The sequence below is a fragment of the Halorussus limi genome (assembly GCF_023238205.1).
GTDB lineage: Archaea > Halobacteriota > Halobacteria > Halobacteriales > Haladaptataceae > Halorussus > Halorussus limi.
Genome location: NZ_CP096659.1, coordinates 845,633 through 864,267, shown reverse-complemented (window position 1 = coordinate 864,267; position 18,635 = coordinate 845,633). Strand labels below are relative to the sequence as shown.

18 protein-coding genes and 1 tRNA gene are annotated in these 18,635 nt (G+C 61.4%); 7 read left to right on the top strand and 12 right to left on the bottom strand.

The window, feature by feature from the left end:
- Positions 1 to 23: 23 nt before the first annotated feature.
- From truA to M0R89_RS04470, 8 genes are all read right to left on the bottom strand, one after another.
- Positions 24 to 815 carry a tRNA pseudouridine(38-40) synthase TruA gene (gene truA / locus M0R89_RS04505; RefSeq protein WP_248651372.1) on the bottom strand — a complete coding sequence of 264 codons (792 nt, stop codon included), beginning with the start codon at positions 813 to 815 and terminating at the stop codon, positions 24 to 26.
- A 408-nt stretch (positions 816 to 1,223) separates the two neighbouring features.
- The gene (locus M0R89_RS04500) at positions 1,224 to 1,601 is read right to left on the bottom strand and encodes an SHOCT domain-containing protein (RefSeq protein WP_248651371.1); all 378 of its coding nucleotides are present in this window, start codon (positions 1,599 to 1,601) and stop codon (positions 1,224 to 1,226) included.
- Positions 1,602 to 1,646: 45 nt separating this feature from the next.
- Positions 1,647 to 2,954 carry a histidine--tRNA ligase gene (hisS, locus tag M0R89_RS04495; protein WP_248651370.1) on the bottom strand — a complete coding sequence of 436 codons (1,308 nt, stop codon included), beginning with the start codon at positions 2,952 to 2,954 and terminating at the stop codon, positions 1,647 to 1,649.
- A gap of 104 nt (positions 2,955 to 3,058) precedes the next feature.
- Positions 3,059 to 4,276 (bottom strand): hypothetical protein, encoded by a 1,218-nt coding sequence (locus M0R89_RS04490; RefSeq protein ID WP_248651369.1) that lies wholly within the window; start codon positions 4,274 to 4,276, stop codon positions 3,059 to 3,061.
- A gap of 40 nt (positions 4,277 to 4,316) precedes the next feature.
- Entirely contained in the window at positions 4,317 to 4,907 is a 591-nt protein-coding gene (locus M0R89_RS04485) for a DUF7411 family protein (protein WP_248651368.1), read from the bottom strand.
- A 1-nt stretch (position 4,908) separates the two neighbouring features.
- The gene (locus M0R89_RS04480; RefSeq protein WP_248651367.1) at positions 4,909 to 5,250 is read right to left on the bottom strand and encodes a DNA-binding protein; all 342 of its coding nucleotides are present in this window, start codon (positions 5,248 to 5,250) and stop codon (positions 4,909 to 4,911) included.
- A gap of 93 nt (positions 5,251 to 5,343) precedes the next feature.
- Positions 5,344 to 5,799 (bottom strand): 30S ribosomal protein S19e, encoded by a 456-nt coding sequence (locus tag M0R89_RS04475; RefSeq protein ID WP_248651366.1) that lies wholly within the window; start codon positions 5,797 to 5,799, stop codon positions 5,344 to 5,346.
- Between the two features lie 114 nt (positions 5,800 to 5,913).
- Positions 5,914 to 6,957, bottom strand: coding sequence for a lysylphosphatidylglycerol synthase transmembrane domain-containing protein (locus M0R89_RS04470; RefSeq protein ID WP_248651365.1), 1,044 nt, complete (start codon positions 6,955 to 6,957; stop codon positions 5,914 to 5,916).
- Between the two features lie 158 nt (positions 6,958 to 7,115).
- Here M0R89_RS04470 and thiL point away from each other — a divergent pair, with 158 nt between their 5' ends.
- A complete protein-coding gene (gene thiL, locus M0R89_RS04465; RefSeq protein ID WP_248651364.1) occupies positions 7,116 to 8,024 on the top strand; it encodes a thiamine-phosphate kinase in 909 nt (302 codons plus the stop codon).
- Between the two features lie 104 nt (positions 8,025 to 8,128).
- Here thiL and M0R89_RS04460 read toward each other — a convergent pair whose 3' ends face one another.
- Positions 8,129 to 9,247, bottom strand: coding sequence for a site-2 protease family protein (locus M0R89_RS04460; protein WP_248651363.1), 1,119 nt, complete (start codon positions 9,245 to 9,247; stop codon positions 8,129 to 8,131).
- 213 nt (positions 9,248 to 9,460) lie between these two features.
- Between M0R89_RS04460 and M0R89_RS04455 the strand changes: the two genes are divergently transcribed.
- Positions 9,461 to 10,120 (top strand): C2H2-type zinc finger protein, encoded by a 660-nt coding sequence (locus tag M0R89_RS04455; RefSeq protein WP_248651362.1) that lies wholly within the window; start codon positions 9,461 to 9,463, stop codon positions 10,118 to 10,120.
- A gap of 29 nt (positions 10,121 to 10,149) precedes the next feature.
- On the opposite strand, the gene M0R89_RS04450 is transcribed toward M0R89_RS04455, so the two are convergent.
- Complete coding sequence (locus M0R89_RS04450) at positions 10,150 to 10,947, bottom strand: NAD+ synthase (RefSeq protein ID WP_248651361.1); 798 nt, start codon at positions 10,945 to 10,947, stop codon at positions 10,150 to 10,152.
- 199 nt (positions 10,948 to 11,146) lie between these two features.
- Here M0R89_RS04450 and M0R89_RS04445 point away from each other — a divergent pair.
- The 3 genes from M0R89_RS04445 (at position 11,147) to M0R89_RS04435 (ending at position 13,739) form a co-directional block, all read left to right on the top strand.
- A tRNA-Gly gene (locus tag M0R89_RS04445) sits at positions 11,147 to 11,217 on the top strand.
- 174 nt (positions 11,218 to 11,391) lie between these two features.
- The gene (locus tag M0R89_RS04440; RefSeq protein WP_248651360.1) at positions 11,392 to 12,513 is read left to right on the top strand and encodes a tyrosine-type recombinase/integrase; all 1,122 of its coding nucleotides are present in this window, start codon (positions 11,392 to 11,394) and stop codon (positions 12,511 to 12,513) included.
- A gap of 68 nt (positions 12,514 to 12,581) precedes the next feature.
- Positions 12,582 to 13,739, top strand: a complete 1,158-nt coding sequence (locus tag M0R89_RS04435) for a hypothetical protein (protein ID WP_248651359.1) — start codon at positions 12,582 to 12,584, stop codon at positions 13,737 to 13,739.
- Positions 13,740 to 13,922: 183 nt separating this feature from the next.
- Here M0R89_RS04435 and M0R89_RS04430 read toward each other — a convergent pair whose 3' ends face one another.
- Complete coding sequence (locus tag M0R89_RS04430) at positions 13,923 to 14,300, bottom strand: hypothetical protein (protein WP_248651358.1); 378 nt, start codon at positions 14,298 to 14,300, stop codon at positions 13,923 to 13,925.
- A gap of 74 nt (positions 14,301 to 14,374) precedes the next feature.
- Positions 14,375 to 15,373, bottom strand: a complete 999-nt coding sequence (locus tag M0R89_RS04425; RefSeq protein ID WP_248651357.1) for a restriction endonuclease — start codon at positions 15,371 to 15,373, stop codon at positions 14,375 to 14,377.
- A gap of 236 nt (positions 15,374 to 15,609) precedes the next feature.
- On the opposite strand from M0R89_RS04425, the gene M0R89_RS23290 reads away from it, so the two are divergent.
- Positions 15,610 to 15,738 carry a hypothetical protein gene (locus tag M0R89_RS23290; protein WP_256478488.1) on the top strand — a complete coding sequence of 43 codons (129 nt, stop codon included), beginning with the start codon at positions 15,610 to 15,612 and terminating at the stop codon, positions 15,736 to 15,738.
- A 436-nt stretch (positions 15,739 to 16,174) separates the two neighbouring features.
- A complete protein-coding gene (locus tag M0R89_RS04420) occupies positions 16,175 to 18,376 on the top strand; it encodes a hypothetical protein (protein WP_248651356.1) in 2,202 nt (733 codons plus the stop codon).
- Positions 18,377 to 18,635: the final 259 nt, after the last annotated feature.

Sequence of the window (18,635 nt, the reverse complement as noted above, 5' to 3'; positions counted from 1 at the left end):
GTCCCCGCGACCGGCGCGCGGAACTACGTTCGTCGGGCGATTTCCTCGGCCACGCGAGCGCCCGTGGCGCGTTCCTCGCGCAGCCCCTCGAAAATCTCGCGAGTACTCGCGGCGGCGTCCTCGTCCACTGCGAACTCGAGCATCGGATACCGCGCGTCGACCAGCACCAGCGGGTAGGCCGGAGCGGGCGCGACGCCTTCGGGACCGTCGATTCGCTCCGGGCCGAGGACGCGCTCTACCTTCGCCAGCGGGGCGTCGCCGGTCGCCACCGCCCGGACGAGCGAGACCACGCGCCGGACCATCTCGCGGACGAACCCGCCCGCTCGCAGGGTGAACACCAGATAGTCGGCGTCCCGCCGCACCTCGGCGTGCAACTCCCGCACCGTGTTCTCGTCGTCCGGCGTGAGGTTGTAGAAGTCGTTCCGGCCGGAGAGTCGCGCGAGGGCGTCCTCGGCCCGCGAGCGGTCGGCGTCGGGCGCGTAGCAGTGGTAGACGTACGTCCGCGACTCGGCGTCGTGGGTCGCGTGGAAGTCGGCGGGCGCGTCGGCGCTCGCCCACGCCCGGACGCTGGCGGGGAGTTCGCTGTTCAGCGCGGCGGGCGTCAGCCACTCGGGGCACTCGAACGCGACGGTCTGGGCCACCGCCGACACCCCGGCGTCGGTCCGCCCCGCCGCGGCGTAGCCCTCCGGTTTCCCGTCGGCGGCGCCGAGCGCGTTCGCCGCGTCGAAGATGGCGTCCTCGACGGTCGGAACGTCGGGTTGGCGCTGGAAGCCCCGGAACGGACGACCGTCGTAGGCGACTCGAAACGCGCGCATCGGTTCGTCGTCGGTGGCCGACGTATTTAAATCGGCGGAACGGTCGCCGGACGACGGCGTCCGTGGCCAGAACAATATTTATATGTCCTAAACAATCCTATATACAATTCTTATGAGTGTATATATTTCCCCAATAAACGAACGCACGCTCGCGCCGGCTAATGTGTCACGCCAACGCAATCGGGACGAAGAACGCTATTCGGAGAGCGGACGGGTCCGCCGCCGTCCGCGCGAGGATTTAAATCCGAAGACGGGGCGAAGTCGGTCCGTGACCTGAACACCGCCGCGGGGAGGCCAGCGGGAGTACGGCGCTCCTCTCCGCGTGTCGCTCGTGCCGTCTGTTCGCCCCACCGCCAGCCGTGACTGCGAGCCCCGAACGGTCGCTTGCGAGTCTTCTCCGGCCGTCGCTCACTCCCGGTCGAACACTCGCTCGGTCGTCCGACTCGCCGCGGCGTCCTCGGTCTCCAGCAGTCGTTCGAGTCGGCGCTCGAACTCCTCGTCGGTGAGTTCGCCGCGCGCGTAGCGCGCTCGGAGTTCGTCTATCGGACCCTCCCCGAAGTCGTCGGACCGCTCGACCTCGACGCCGTCGACCGCGGTCTCCACCATCGGCAGCGAGTCGCCGAGCAGCGCGACCAGCGGGACCACGATGAAGAATCCGAGGACGAACGTGGTCGGCACGAGGAACTCCAGTCCGACGACCGCGAACAACGCCGTCAGACCGAACGTGAGTATCGACAGCGCCGCGAGGAGCGTCTTCTTCTCGAACCGGACCGAACGCTCGTTCATACCCCGGAGTATGCGGGATGCCGACAAAAAGGTTGAACCCGCGACCTACTCGAAGTCCTCGTAGGTCGGCCGCGACTCGCCTTCCGGCGGGAACTCCTCGACCGGGACCTGCGTCTGCTCGCCCGAATCCATGTCCTTGACCGTCACGTTCCCGTCCGCGAGGTCCTGTTCGCCGACGATGACGACCGTCTCCGCGCCGATGGAGTCGGCGTAGTCGAGTTGCGCGCCGAAACTCCGGCCCGACACGTCGGTCTCGACCACGTGGCCCTCGTCGCGGAGTTCTCGCGTCACCTCGGCCGCCACGTCGCGGGTGTCGCCGACCTGCAGGACGTAGTAGTCGGTCGAAAGCTCCTCGTCTGGCCAGACGCCCGCGCGCTGCAGGAGGAGCGTCAGCGTCGCGTCACCGACCGCGAACCCGACCGCGGGGGTCGGCTGACCGCCGAAGCCCTCGATGAGGTCGTCGTAGCGTCCGCCGCCGAAGATAGACCGGTTCACGTCGCCGGTCGAGTCGAAGCACTCGAACACCACGCCGGTGTAGTAGTCGAGTCCGCGGGCGGTGTCCAGCGAGAGCGTGCAGTAGTCGCGCGCGCCGAAGTCCGCGGCGGCGTCCAGAACCTCGGTCAGGTTCTCGACCGCAGTCTCGACCCGGTCGGTCCCGGCGAACGCCACGAGGTCGTCGAGTTCGTCCTCGGGAGTGTCCAGCAGGTCGTCGAACTCCCGGGCCTGCTCGTAGGAGAGTCCGGCGTCGTTCAGCAGGCCGTAGAACTCGTCGTCGCCGACCTTCTCGTTTTTGTCCACCGCGCGAATCGCGGCCTCGGTGTCCACGTCCGCGTCGAAGGCCTCGAGCAGGCCGCCGAGGATGTCGCGGTGGCTGACCCGGAACTCGAAGTCGTCGCTCGTGAGGCCGAGGCCGGTCAGCGCGTCGGCCGCGCACGCCAGTAGTTCGGCGTCCGACTCGGGCGCTGACGACCCGAAGATGTCCACGTTGGTCTGGTAGAACTCCCGCTTGCGGCCGCTCTGGGGCTCCTCGTAGCGCCAGAACGGTCGGGACGAGAACCACTTGATTGGCTTACTGAGCTCCTGCTGTTTCGCCACGACCATGCGAGCGACCGTCGGCGTGAGTTCCGGCGTCAGCGCCACGTCCCGGCCGCCTTGGTCCTCGAAGCTGTACAGTTCTTCGACGATTTCCTCGCCGCTCTTGTCGACGTACATCTGGGTCCGTTCGAGCGCGGGCGTCCCGACCTCCCGGAAGCCGTACTGGCGCGCGGTCGCTTCGACGGTGTCGAACATCTCGCGGCGCGCGCCCATCTCGCCGGGGTAGAAGTCGCGGAAGCCCTTGATGCGGTCGTACATGGGGAAGCGTTGGGCGAGCGCGCGCTTGAAACTTTTACTTCGCGTCGCGCTTGCCGACCGCCGACCGAGGCGGCGTCTGCGGTCGCTCACTCCGATGCGACCGTTCACTCCGACGCGACCGAAACCGAGACGTTTCCGCCGTCTGCGGTCGCGCGGACCTTCCGGACCGTCTCGGGGGCGCCGACGACTAGGACCACCGACCGGTCGCTGGCGCGGACGAGGCGGAACTGTTCGTCGGCCATCCGCCACCGCCGGTCGCCGAGGCGTTCGCCGCGAGCGTCTGCGTAGTCGGCGAACGCCCGGGAGAACTGGGTGGCGTTTCGTTCGTCGTCCCACCGGAGCGCCCAGACGAAGTTGCGTTGGCCCGACTCGTTCGCGTCGTAGTTCCAGAGCGTGACGAGACGGTCGTTGCCCCATCCGGCCGCGGCGGCGGCCGCCCGCGACTCGGTGAGACGTGCGCCCAGCAGGTCGCGGACGAACAACTCGCCCGCCGTGTCCTCGTTGCCGACGCCGAAGTCGTCGCTCTTCTCGACCGAGACGCGGAGCCTCGCGGGCGGTTCGGCCCTCGGCGCGTAGCCGTGAATCACCTGCTCGGTCGTGTTCGGCGGGGTCCGGTAGACGCGGCTCAGGTTGGCGGGCGAGTCGAGTCGCCGGTCGAAGTACCGGCCGCCGAACCAGTACGGCCCGCGGACGAACCGACCGGTCGCCGACTCGTTCCGGTATTCCCGAGCCATCTCTCCGGTCGCGTCGGCGCTCGGTCGGTATCGGTCGGCGTACTCGTCGGCGACGAACACCGCGCCGCCCTCGACCAGCGCCCTGTACGTCCGGCGTCCGTCCGTCGAGTGGTCCGACGGACCGGTGAGACTCTCCCGGAGGGACGGGTCGCTGAACTGGACCGCATGGCCGTACTCGTGAGCGAGGACGACTGCCAGTCCGGTCTCGGTGGTCTCCCCGGCGGGCACGCCGTCGTGGAGGACGACCGTCACGCGGTTCGCCTCGCGGTCGTAATACGCTTGGGGCGTGCGATTCTCGCTTCCCTCGGCGCCGAGCAGGAGTCGGTAGGAGGGGTCGAGCTGTCCGACGTAGTCCACACCGACTTCGGTAGCCGGAACGGTCCGAAGCGACGGCCGCGCGGCGTCGGTCTCCATCAGACCGGTCACGCGGTCGAAAATCCGGCTCTCGTTCACCGGAAGGGCGTTCGGTCCGGAGGTCGGCGTCCGGGTTTCGAGCGCGCGGTCGTTCGGGGTCGGCCCCTGCGTCGTCGGAGCCGAGCATCCGGCGACGACGAGTAACGCCGCGAGTGCGAGGGCGAAACGGTTCATGCGACGAGCGTCGAACGCGACTGTAAAAACTGTCTGTCTTTCAACTCAAGCTCGTCACGTAGGTCTGGGTGTGTTCGGGGAACACTTCGGCGACGGCCTCCTCACCGTGTTCGTCGGCCAGCAGGTCGCGGAGTTCGTCCTCGTAGTCGGCCTTCGGAATCTCCTCGCTCGGCCCGGTCGTCACGTCGAGGGTCTCCTCGACGAGCGAATCGACCGCCCCGCGGCCGAACCCCGCCAGCGGGACGATGTAGTCGATGCCGTGGCGGTCTTCGAGGCTCTGGGCCTGCGCCCGCGAGACGGAGGGCACCCGGTCGTCGCGTCGGGTCCCGTCGGCCACCGCCTCGAAGTCCATCTCGGCGACTCGCTCCAGCGCGTGGAGGTGGACCTGCTGGATGCCGTTTCGAGGGTAGCCGTCTTCGACCATCCGTTCGACGGCTTCCGCGGCCACGCTATCGTCCAACTCGACGGTCTCGAAGTCGAAGCGTAGTTCCTCGGCGGTCCGGCGCGCGTGGTCCCACGCGTCTCCGACGCCGAACGTGGCCGTGACGAGCGTCACGTCGTAGAAGTCTTCGAGCAGGAGGGCGGCGAGCGTCGAGTCTTTCCCGCCGCTGTAGAGTAACCCGAGGTCCATCTCAGCGACGCCGGATGTTGAAGCTCTTCGAATCGGGCTTGAGTTCTCGGAGGAGTTCCTTCATCTTGTCCTCGTCTATCTTGCCGCTGACGCGGCCGCTCTGGGCGAGCGCGAGGACCTGTCGCTCCACTTGGTCCGCGAAGTCGGGCTTGCTCATGCGGACGGAGTTGAGGCGCTTGCGCGCGCCGTCGGTGAGGTGCTTGCGGAGCATCGCCTGCTTCTGGGCGTCGGCCTGCTGCTGGGCCTGCTCTTGGGCCTCGCCCTGGTCGGACTGCTCCTGCATCTCTTGCATCTTCTTCTTGCGGAGTTCTTCGAGTCGCTCGTCGTCGGGCTGGTCGCTCATGTGTTGTCTCGTAGTTAACGCCCGCGGCCAAAAATGATTACGGAGCGGCGACGCTGGTCAGTGGGTTACCGAGAATGGGTTCGCGCCCGTCGCTCAGGCGTAGCGTTCGAGTTCCGGCCGGTCGAGGTCCTCCATGACCTCGCCCGCGGTGTCGTCGAGCAGACTGCGACCGTCGCTGGTCACGATGCGGCCAGCGCTTCCCTCGGTGTCCACGAGGTCCTCGTCTTCGAGTTGCTGAAGGATGGTGCGGATGATGTTCCGACTTCCGTCCGAGCGGTGTTCGGGCGCGACCTGATAGCGGTTCGAGCCGCCCTTCTTGTCGCCGTACTCGGTCGAGAGGCGCTCGACGCCGACCGGGCCGTCGGTCGCGACCTTCCGGAGCAGGCTGGCGGCGCGGCGGAACCAGAAGTCCTCCTGTTCGGGCGGCAGTTCCTTGCTCTCGCCGGTCGTGGCGTACTCTGCCCAGTCGGGTTCTTCGATTCGGTCCTCCAGTTTCGCGGCGACCGCGTCGATGAGGTCGTCCGCGGGAACGTCGTAGAGCGTCGTCATACCCACGAATTCCTTTCCGCGGCGTTTAAAGGCATCGTTACGGAACGTGGCGGGTCGGTGAGCGAGGCGTCGCGCGCCCGGCCGTTGGTCGTCCGGTCGTCCGTCTCTCGACCGTCAGTCGCTGGCCGACCCGTGGGCGTTGTCGGCCTCCAGCATCGCGGTGGCGCTCCCGCCGAGCAGGACCGGGAGCACGTAGGTCGCCCCGCGGTGGAGGACCGCCGCGGCCGCCGCGGTCCCGGCGTCGACGCCGGTGATGGGAACGATGAGCAGGACCAGCGCGGCCTCGACTCCGCCGAGTCCGCCCGGGAGCGGCGTGATGCTGGCGACGCTCCCGAGCGGGACGATGAACAGCGCGGCCGCGAACGGGACCCAGTACCCGAGCGCGCCGAGCGAGAGCCACAGCGACACCGAGAGCAGGAGCCACCCGAGCGCCGAGAACGACAGCGCGAGCGCCAACTTGTGGTGGTCGCCCCCGACTCGCTCCAGCGCGGCGAAGAAGCCCCCGATGCGGTCCCGGACCTGCGACTCCTGTGGCGGTTCGAACCGCGGGACGAACCGGCCGATTAGCCGGGCCGCCGGCACCGCCGCCCGAATCACGAGGTCCGCGACGCGGTGGCGATTGCGCCACCCGAGGTAGGCGACCGCCGGGACCGCGAGCGCCAGCGCGAGGAGCGCGACGGCCGCGAACCCCACCCGGTCGCCCACTGTGAACCGCGTGGCGTAGTAGCCGACGCCCAACAGCGCGAACGAGATGGAGGGCACGAAGTTGAGCGTGTCGACGCTGGCGACCACCGCCAGCCCGTTCTCGTACTTGATGCCGGTCGAGCGCGAGACCAGCAGGGCGCTGAACGGTTCGCCGCCGGCCTGCCCGAACGGCGTGACGTTGTTGGCGAACGTCGCGCCCGCGAGCAGGAGGAACGAGCGCCAGACCGTCACCTCGACCGCCACGACTCCGAGGACGGTCCGAAGCGCGAGTCCCCACGCGAACAGCCAGCAGACCGATACCACGCAGACCATCGCGAAGATGCCGGGGTCGGCCTGCGAGAGCGCCGACAGCACGTCCTCCAGTCCGACGACCGAGTACAGCGCCAGCAGGACGACGACGCCGGCGCCGAACCCGACGAGTATCGAGCGCGCGTCCCCGAGGTCTACGTCCATCGACTCCGACCGACGACCGGCCGCGGCTTGAAGCCACCGGAGACGGCCGCCAGCATTAGCGAGAGGTTCACACGGCGTCGGCGACGGGCGACACGCGGACAGTCCGCGTCCGACGTCGAGACCGCAGACCTTTCACGTCCACCCGACAACTACCGGACATGGACGAGCGGGCCGCACTGTCGTTTCTCGGCGACAGACTCTCTCACGCGGGCGACGACGCGGCGGTCGTGGACGGGCAAGTCCTGACCACCGACATGCTCCACGAGACGACCGACTTCCCGGCCGGGACCACCCGGTACACCGCCGGCTGGCGGTCGGTCGGCGCGTCGCTGTCGGACGTGGCCGCGATGGGCGCCGAGGCCACCGCCGCGGTGGCAGTTTACGCCGCGCCGGAGTTCTCGGAGGCCGACCTCGGGGAGTTCGTCGCGGGCGCGAGCGACGTCTGCGAGGCGGTCGGCGCGGAGTACGTCGGCGGCGACTTGGACGAGAGCCGGGAGTTCACCGCCGCGACCACCGCGCTCGGCCGGACCGACGACCCGGTGCGCCGGTCGGGCGCGAGTCCGGGCGAGCGCGTCTGCGTGACGGGCACGCTCGGGCGCACCGGCGCGGCGCTCCGACTGTTCGAGCGCGATGCGACCGGAGACGGTGGCGCGGAACCCGAGGCCGTCGAGCGCGCCAACGACCTGTTCCGATTCGAGCCGAGAGTCGAGGCGGGCCGCGCCGTCGCCCCGCACGCCACCGCGATGATGGACTCCAGCGACGGCCTCGCGCGGTCGCTCCACCAACTCGCCGAGGCGAGCGACTGCGGCTTCGCGGTCGACGCGGACGCGCTCCCGGTGGACGAGTCGGTCCGCGAGGTGGCCGACGACGAGACCGAGCGCCGGGAGCTGTCGGTCTTCTTCGGCGAGGACTTCGAGTTGGTGTTCACCGTCCCCGAGCGCGACCTCGCGGCGGTCCGGGAGTCGTCGCCGACGCCGATTTCGGTCGTCGGCGAGGTGACGGAGTCGGGCGTCGAGATGGACGGCGAGCCGCTGGCCGACCGCGGGTACACGCACGGCGGAGAGTAGACGGGCGGCGTTCCGGCGACTCGGAAGTTTCTCAGTCGTCGGTGACGACAAGTTCGGTCCGTCGTCGGTGACGGCGCGCAGTTCCCCGAGCGGTCACGCCCGCGCTACGCGATTATCTCTATGGGAACCGGCGTGAAGCAGAGGATGCCGAGAACGAACGTCAGGATGCCCACGGCCTTGCGCTTGGGGTCCAGTCCCTCCTCGTCGATGGGGTTGGCCGGGCCGACGTAGGCCACGTAGGTCGCCAGTAGCCCCCAGAACACCCACAGCACCGAGGCGTTGCTGACCTCCTCGATGTAGAAGACGTAGGCCGCCAGTCCGAAGAGCGCCACCGGGACGAGCGCGGCGAGGCGCTCCTGTTGCTCGCCGAGAATCGCGCGGACGATGTGGCCGCCGTCGAGTTGGCCGACCGGGATGAGGTTGAGGAAGGTGATGAACATCCCGACCCAGCCGCCGATGACGACCGGATTGACCGACTGGCCCGGCGGGTAGGTCGTCGGTTCGCCCAGAACCGCGGCGATGAACTCGAGCAGCGGCGGGTAGCCGAACTCTATCTGAATCGTGTTCGGACCGGTCATCACGCTCTGTGGGACCGTCTCGGGCGGGAGCGAGAGACCGATGGCGGTCACGACGACGGTGGCCGCCAGTCCCGCGAGCGGTCCGGCGACGCCGATGTCGAACAGCGCCTCGCGGTCGGGCATCTGGCCCTTCATCCGGATGACCGCGCCCATGGTCCCGATGAGGCTGGGCATCGGAATGAAGTAGGGCAGACTCGCGTCCACGCCGTGATAGCGCGTCATGACGTAGTGGCCGAGTTCGTGGGTCAGCAGGACGCCGAGGACCGCTGCGGTGAACGGCCACGCTTGGAGAATCGCCAGCGGGTCCTGCCCGAGGTTGTCGATGTGGTACCACGCTCGCCCGGCGTACAGCGTCGAGAGTATCGTCAGCACGAACAGCGCGACGTTCGTCCACGGAATCCCGTCGATGCTGTTGTCGGCGGGTTCGGCGACGAGGACGTACTCGCCGGTCTCGGTGGTCAGTTGCACCTCGTAGCCGTGTTCGCGGAAGAGAGGCCACGCGGCTTCCAGCAGTCGCTCGCGGGAGACCAGCGGTTCGCCGTAGTACACCAGCCGGTCGCCGTCGCGGCGGGCCTCGTAGACGCGAAATACGGCACTGAGTCGCTCCAGCGATGGACCGTCGGCGGGCGGGTCGGTCGAACCCATTCAGGGTTCGCTACGGTTCGGGTGGTGATAAACCCCGTGACGGAACGCGGGAATCCAACCTCGGCCGGAGCCGAGTCGGCTGTCGGCCGCGAGTCCGCTCGACGTGACGGTCTGGACTCGCTTCGAGGTCGGTCGCCCGGCGCACGGAGGCCGAGGGCCCGACCCGCCGAGTTGGCGCAAAGACTGAATGGTTCTGGCGCGTACGCGGATGCCATGGAGGGGGAGTCCGACACGGGGGAGCGGTGTGACTACTGCGGAGCGACCTTCGACGACGAGGAGACCTATCTGCGCCACCTCCGGGACGACCACGGCGACGACCTCGGACCGATAGAACAGCGCCGCGTGACGGAACTGGACTCCGACGACGACGCTCCGACCGTCGCGATGTACGGCGGCGCTGTCGGCGCGCTCGCCATCGGCGTCCTGCTGGCGTACCTGCTGTTCTTCTCGGGCGGCGGTGCGGGCGGCGCCGGTAGCGCGGCCGATACGGCGGGCACGACCGATGCGAGCGGTCTCACCCAGCCGCGAGCGGTGGGGTCGGTCCACTACCACGGGACCATCAACGCGACCATCGGCGGGCAGGAACTCGACTTCGGTCGCCAGCGGTTCCAGTTGCAGGCCGACGCCTTCCACTTCGAGAACGGCGAGGGCGAGCGCTGGCACGTCCACGCCGAACGAGTGACGCTCGCGTGGGCGATGCAGACGCTCGGCATCGACGTGACGAACGGGACCGTCACCTTTCGGGGGACGACCTACGGCGACGAGTCGGACGAGACGGCGAGAGTGACGGTGAACGGCGAGTCGGTGCGACCCACCGAGTACGTTCTGAAGAAGGGCGACCGGATTCGAATCGTGGCGAACGCGTCCGGGTAGTTCGGCGGTCGGTTTCGATGGTGGGCCCGTCAGTCGAGCGGTTCGGGCGCGGGCGGGACGCGGCGCTTGTGTTCGCTGCGCTCGTACATCTCTCGTATCGACCTGACCTGTTCCTCGGTCACGTCGCCGAGTTCGCGGGCGGTGGCGGCGACGGAGAGCGGACCGTCGACGTTGAGCGCGAGGACGGCGTCGAGGCTGTCGTAGTCGATGCCCAACTCCTCCTCGTCGGTCTGGCCCGCCCAGAGTCCGGCGGTCGGGGGCTTCTCGACCAGTTCCTCGGGAACGCCGACGTGCGCCGCGAGTTGGCGGACCTGCTGTTTGTAGAGGTTCCCGATGGGGTGGCAGTCGACCGCGCCGTCGCCGTACTTCGTGAAGTAGCCCACCAGCGCCTCGCTCCGGTTGCCGGTGCCTAGCACCAGCGCGTTCTCGTGGTTGGCGACGAGGTAGTTCAGGACGCCGCGAGTCCGAGCGCGGGCGTTGCCGACCGCCAACTGGTCTCCCTCGGCCTCGGTGTAGGCGTCGAGGAACTGGTCCACGATGGGGTTTATCTCGAACACGTCGTAGGGGATGCCCAACTCCTGTGCGACCCACTCGGCGTCGCTCATGTTGTCCTCGCGGCTGACCTCGCCCGGCATCACGAGTCCGTGGAGGTTCTCCTCGCCGAGCGCCTCGACCGCGAGGTAGGCCGTGAGCGTGCTGTCGATTCCCCCCGAGAGTCCGAGGACCGCCCGGTCGGTGCCCGCGGCGTCGGCCCGGTCGCGGATGAACTCGACGAGGTGGTTCCGGCGTGCTTCGAGTTCGGACTCCGAGAGTCGCAGGTCTATCATGTGACTGACTACGCGAGCGACGATTAAAAGACGTGTGTCAGGCCGAGATTTCTGGACGAATGGGCAGACCTGCGCGGGGTACAGGGTTGGGTTGAAGCGCTACGTTGAAGTGGCGGGGAACGATACGTTGGAACGCGAACGCAGCGCGCGCCGGTGTTGAGACGGGCGAAGTCCGTCGATGCTCGGTGCGAACGAGTGAGCGCCGGTGGTCTAGTGGTAGGACATGAGCTTCCCAAGCTCATAGCCCGGGTTCAACTCCCGGTCGGCGCATCTGTAACTAATCCCCGTCCCGTAGTTTTCTGGTTCCGTAGGACGTGAACGGAACATGCCAATCGAAGCTTATACACCGGGTTCAAATTTCGAACCCTCCGCCGTACAGCGATTCGGAGAATTGTTAGGCTCATATCAAATCCGGCGTCGGCCGAATCGACAGAGGGCGTAGGGATGGCCGAAAAATCACCGACGATTGACGGCATTCCCGTCGTGAATCGACCAACTCGCGCACGCCTCAACGACCGACAACTCGTTGACTACGAGGAGCACAAAACGAGCCTCATCAAGTGGCTTCGTCACTTCGGCAAGGAGCCGGAAAAAGCCGAGGGCTACGCTCGGACGACGGTACGACAGGTCGCGCAGAAGGCCGACAAATTCTACAGATGGGTATGGGACGACCGCGAGGGGTATACGACGGAGGTAGGCTCCGACGACGCCGAGCGCTACGTCACGAGCCTCATCTACGCCGAGAGCGAGTATAGTAACGGGCATATGGCGAGTACACAGAAATGCCTCCAGCGACTCTTCAAGTGGCGACGACACGAACTCGGCGACGAAATCGAGTGGGAGCCGACGCATACATTCTCGCAGTCCGCCACTCAAGCCCGCGACTACCTCACTATCGAGGAACGGAAGCAAATCCGTGAAGCTGCCTTAGAATACGGGTCAATTCCGACCTACAATGGGTTAACGCCGACGGAGCGTGATGAGTGGAAAGTCCATCTCGCGCAACGGTTTGAGAAGCCGAAATCGGAAGTGACGAAGGCCGAGTGGGACCGTGCGAACGGCTGGAAAATCCCAAGTATGGTCTGGACGAGTCTCGATGCAGGACTTCGACCAATCGAGGTAGGCCGGGCCACGACGCAGTGGGTGGATACGGAGAACGCAGTCCTTCGGATTCCAAAGGACGAATCGACGAAGAATCGGGAGAACTGGATTGTTGGTGTCACCGACCGAACAGCGACGGCACTCGACCGATGGTTGAACGAGCGTGACCTCCACGACACCTACGAGACGACCGATGCATTATGGCTCACTCGGGAGGGGAATCCATACTCGTCGCAGTCACTCATCTACGTGCTCCACCGCCTCTGTGACATCGCAGGGATTCCGACCGAGAATCGAAAGATGAGCTGGTATGCGATTCGCCACTCGGTTGGCACCTATATGACTCGTGAAGAAGACCTGGCGGCGGCACAAGCACAACTTCGGCATAAAAGCCCGGAGACGACGATGCGCTACGACCAAACGCCAGTAGAAGACCGGAAAGACGCACTGAATAGAATGGGGTAGGGCTGACTTCTACTGTTTTCGTGGAGGATAGAGAAAGTATTATTGCATTTTAACAGTTCAGAACTCTCATGGCGAATTTCGAGGATGAGATTGAGGAAATTCCTCCCGTTGTTACTTTAGAAAATTTTGGAAGAACGGTCAACCTGCCACAATTATTAACTGATACTTCTGCCCATATAGAATATCTTTCAGAACTGTATGGGGTTTTTACAGAATTCGAAGATAGTCTTGAATCACCAAGTCCCTTAGTACGTCATCTTTATCGACGGACGAAGTATTCTTCAAAGCAGTTTACAAGGGTAGTCGAAGCGTTAGAAGCCCATATAGAGGATATAGAGTTAGTTATGGGAGAATATGAGGTGAATGACGAAATAAATGAAGAGGTTATTTGGTCTGGTGAAAAGTTTGAGGGTCTTCAAAGCCGTGTAAGAGACAACGTCTCCTTTTCTGAGTTTGGTGAACAGGGATTTAGGAACTTCTTAGACCTTATCAGGGTAGGGCTCCTGCAATCAGAATCCATTCCGACGGGCGAATTTACTCTTGCTGAAATCCTAACTATCTATTCTTCCCTATTAGAAAACATAAGAAGAGGGTATATTGAATGGGAATTAGGGGACGATACATTCCAATATGACGGTGGTCGAATTCCAATATGGGAATATCTCTCTATTGCCCTTATCTTGGCTGTCGGTATATATTTTATCATTGCGGGATTTATCGCATCAAGCGTCTCTCTTTATGCTATTGGTGTTTCGGTAATAGTGGGGTTTTATTTCCACGCTCGCTCCGAGTGGGTTAATTCTAGTCCAAACATTCAGCCAACAAGCCCAGCCATTCGTGCAACTCTACAGGGTAGGGAATCGGATAGTGTAGTTATTACTCCTAAAGGAGGCTGTAGCTTATCCTTCATCCAGATTAACAACGCATTTGGATATCCACGAGTAGCAGAGAACCCGCAATACCTGGCACTATATAGCCGGGATACACAAAGGGTGCAGCATTTCGGAAAAATAAAAGATATCTTGAACCCATCAGAGGTGGACTTAGAGTACACATTAGATGGATATGGTTCACCCGAGAACGGCGGAAAGGTTTTAAATTTGGTAGAAAATTCGTTCCGTCTGTTAAAGCCTACAATTGGACGGGGCAACACCAGGCTTACCTCGCATAGATATACGGATTTAGGAAAGTTAAAAAACGCAGCAACACTGGATGATTTATTCTGACGACCCTAATCCGATTAAAGGACATCCTCTCGACCAGTAGGGACCACCTCTTTGCAACGAATCCGGACTCTCTTCGCTTTTGTAGGGGCGGTGGCCGGGATGCGCTCGACCGAATGAGGTGAAGGGACTGCTAGTCCTCCAGTCAACCAGCAATCCAACAACGAGGTAAGGTAAACGATACCTTCACTCCCATGTTTCTCGTTTAATGCCGGGGTAGATGCAGACAATTGGTTCTTCTCTAATCCTACGCCAGCGTTTAGAATCTTGAGCTTCGACATACTGCCTTACACTCATTCCATCCGGTACTCTATTCCGCATGACCTCTACCTCCAAGTCATCGTATTCCCCGATGATTTCCGGCCGTCCATGTGTGGAACTGATACTGGCCTGGTCTGAGAAGAACACGTTTAAATCGAAATCTCCCGGTTCGTGTTCATCGCCTACAAAGTTCTTTGCGGCTCCGCCATACAGGATGATAGACCGAATATTCGACTCTTCCTCCCTGTAATGTTCCAAACAAAGGTCGCGAAGCCTCCGTAGATTGGTTTCACTCAGCCTCATTATGGCACTAGAGGAACTCTCAACCCTTATATTGTCTTCACGGAATGCGCGCCATCTGTTCAGCACTATCCCTTTTACTGTTCAGTTGGGATGTACACTCGCTTGAGCGGAACCATCGACTGATATTCCGGTTCGAGGTCTTCGTAGTGTTGGAGGAGAAGGTCAATGAAATCGTCCCTATCGAGGAGTGTGACGCGCTGAGAGGTATTTTCGGCGGCCTGTTCAGCGTCGCTTGTGAAGCCGCCAGTAGAGATATAGAGCCCTTTCTCACCCGACCCGAGGGTACCGTTAAATTCCCGCATATCCGGACCGCCAGTTGAACTTCGTCGATGCTTCACCTGTACCTTAATATACGGCGCTTCAAACCCGAGAGCGTCTGGATGAGCGACGACATCTACACCCTGGTCGGGGCCACTGGTAGTCGTCGTCGCGTCGTACCCCATTGCCCGTAGAAGGGCCGCAACGAGTTCCTCGAAATCGAAGGGGTCGATGCTCGCGATAATATCTGAAATTAGCTCTTCTGCGGTCGCCTGTACCTCTTGGAAGTAAGGTGGTGTCTCTTCATCATCTTCTTCGTCTACATCGTCGTCCTGCTCTCCGGAAAGAACGGTCTCAATTTTATCGAGCCGGTCATCAAGCGAGAAGACCGTGAGAACACTGCCGAGGGTGTTCTTAACAGGAGTGCTAAATTCATCTCGTGAAACGGTCTGCGACCAATTTACTCTACGAACATGGGGATAGCTTTCCGGATAGCCATTCGGTTTCCATAAATAGGACCCTTCAACGGTCCCAACGTGATATACGCGGGTAGACTTATCATATGTCAAAACGAGGTCGCCTTCCTCCATGACATGCGCAAACCGAAAAAGTTGGCCTGCATTCACGGCTACCCGGTAGTTAGAGTGATTCGGGTTTGCATCCCGATATCGGGCTTTCACTTCTTCGCGAGTCGTAGCACTAGAAAGGTCGCCTACTTCCTCCCATCCGATTGCAGCGATTGACTCTTCCGTAAACTCGTCAACCAACTCGTTATCATTTCCTGCGCGAACCATCCATCCGCTAGTATCGGCCATTAGTGTTAATGACGGAAATATGGGCAAAGAGATTTTCGGGTGGTAGGGCTACTTCTGACAGGGAAATAACTATTCTGAGTCGGCAGTTTCGTTTTAAATAGTGTCCCCCATTGTAGAGAAACCCCATATCGTAGATTCTCGCCCCTACCCCGGAGGAATTCTTGAACATGAAAAGTAATTCCGAACAATAATCGAACAAAGTTAGATTTATATCCGCTATCGTATTAGTTCCACATATGGGAAAACGACAATCGCCCATCCCGGTGTACGCCGACACCTATCAAAACGTCAAAGAGAAGAAAGGGGACCGAACCTTTGACGAGCTAATCTCAATGTGGGCTGAGAGATATGGCGAAGACAGCTAACGACACTATCTGGAAGTAGTTCGGAGAAAGCGGTCGGTCGTGCGGGTCCCAATCGCCTCGACCGACAAAGTATCTGAAACGCGGGTAGGCCATGCCCGTAAGGCGATAGCCTCTACCACTAGTAAAGGTCCCGGGTATAAGAAGGTATCCGGTTCGGGCTCTCGTCTTCCGATTCATGGCCGTCTCGTCAGCGACATCTGCTGGCAGCCATGAACGAAACCAACCGAAAGAACACATCACGTCAGAAGCAGACCCAAAGAATTGACACGCTGAGGGAGGTAGGCGGTCGGTCGGATGAATGGTTTCATCCTCGAAACACCGACTGTGGTCCTCTAAGGAGGCAGAAGGGAACGTGAGCACTCTTAGTCACGACGCCTTTCCTTGGCCTCTCCGACTAGCATCGATTGAACTCGGGCTTCGCGAACGCGGCGAACCGATGGCCCTCGATATACAGGTTCGTACGCAAGAGCAACTGAAGGAGAAAGGGATTACATGGAAACCGGAAACAATTCGACCGACCTACCCGAAAACGCGAGATTTTCAGCCTCCGAATATTCAAGAACGCCGTGACCAGATTGAATCGGAGTTCTATCCTCAATTCATCCAAGCAGAGAGGCCGATGCTTTGTAAGTATAGTCCGGGGATAGGGAAGACGGTAAGCTTCGGACTCGCCGCTGCGAATCTCGACCGGCCACACGCCTTCCTATTCAATACGCACCGGAAGGTACGGGATTTCCTTACGGATGATAATATCGATGAAGACGCCTACTTCCATCTTAAAGGGATGAACCAGCCCGTGCATACGTGTTGCATGGACGCCGGTAATGAACCCTGTGAACAGCATGGGGATGAGAAAGAATTGATGTGTCCGGTATACGAGCGCGACTCGGATGACGATATCCGCGAGCGGTTCGAAATTCTTGCAGCGCTCGTTGACCATGAGTATGCCCACCTGATGACGCCGGGGATAGGGTGGGAGTGTCAATGGTCACACCAGTTCGACCGTGTGGACGAGAATCGGTGGATTGTGGGCGTTCACGAGTATCAGGAGCGGTTTGAGGACGAGCGAGACATTATCATTGACGAGACACCACGTTTCAAACGGGATATCGCCGTATGGACGACCGCCGACCTCCAGAAGGCGGCGGACCTCCTCAATGGACTTTCGGACCCTCTCGCAAACCCGATTGCGGACTGGATAGAAACCGAGTTGAAAAATGGAATTGACAGCGGAAATCTATCAGCGTGTGCGCAGCCGAAGGTCGAGATAGAGAACGATACTGCCGAGACACTAACCGAACTCAAAGTTGCATATAATGAAGCCCTCGACTCACAGGTCCGAGACAACTGGAATGGAACCCAGCCCTGCTTTGATGCTATTCTTGCAGCGATAGCGGAAACCGGGTTCGCACCGACCGCATGCAAAGAGGCAATTGCGGGACCGGCTACCCTACATTATTGTCCGAGATGTGGTGTAGTTACTGCTGGCGGTAGATGTGAATCAGAGGACTGTGACTGGGAGAGGGACTCTAATTCCATTCTCCGCCCCCCAGGTAGGCGCTCGCGCCATCGAACGAGTTCATTCGCTTTCGATGCGGCCACTCGTTCTACCTCCGTAGACTATCGACTGAAGTTTATGTCGATGACCGGCTACGACGAGATGCCGAAGGATATCCTCGTTCTTGATGCTACCGGCGAAGTCGAGAAACTCGCCGCTGCCTACGGGGTCTCGGAAGACGAGATAATTGTGACCGGCGATGAGCCGATTGAGATGAATGCCCGTGTGACGCAGATTTCGAATGGGCAGTATCACGCAGGAATCATCAAAAAGGCAGCTCAAGAGGATAGAAGGCTCGCACGACGGATTCAACGCTCCATCGACATGGCCGGACGGAAACATAGCAAACCGCTCTTCGTCATTAAACAGTCTCTTGAATATCATTTTGATTTCCCCGATAACGGGGTCGTCGAGAACTGGGGCGCGTTACGAGGGCTAAACTCGATGATGGACTGCGATGCCGTAATGTGCATCGGCGCACTTCACCCTCGGATAGACGACCTCCGACGAGAGGCCGAACTCTTAGCGGAAACTCATCCCGACATCGAGGTAGGTGGCGAAGAACGGAGTAGTTGGGAGGAGTCGCCCTATCCTCCGATTCAACGAGATATCATTCGGCCTCCGGGAAAATCGCACGGATGGACAGTCCAGACGAAAGCGTTCACCGGGTTGACGGGGACGTTGTTTCGAGAGGTCCGAGAAAACGAATTCGTACAAGCCGTTCACCGTCCACGACCGATTCTTTCGGACGACCCCGTGCATATCTATCTCCTCTCGAACGTGCCGACCGAGCTCCCTATTGACGAGTTCGTCTCCTGGGAGGAGTTTATCGACCCGCCGGTCCCGGAGAATGCCATTGACACCCTCGTAAAGCCCCTTGTGGAGCGGTATCCCGAGGAGGAAATCGAAATTACGACATCTGAGCTTTACGAGCTCGTCGGAGACGACTGTACGGACCGGACGGTGCGAAATTGGATGGACGAGCTCGCCGAAGCGAGTATCGTCGACCATATCGGAAATACTCCGAATAATAGCAAAATCTACTCTATGAACACGGATGAGCTACGCAGCCTCATATAATCCGAAGTGCCGAGCCTACCCCATTTTCGATAATCGACCGAACGGTTGATAAGCAGCCGGGGGTCCGGAAATTTCTACTACTAGTATACTAGTAGCGGATTTTTCCACCCGCCTACCCTCGGTTGAGTGTCATCACTCTATTTCTAGTATTCTGACGTGATATTCGGTATCGAAGAGAAAACGGTCGTCTTCCTTAATATCGGGAGTATCCGTATCTAACACCAGAGTTACATCTTTATTCGGAACGATTGTAGCGATG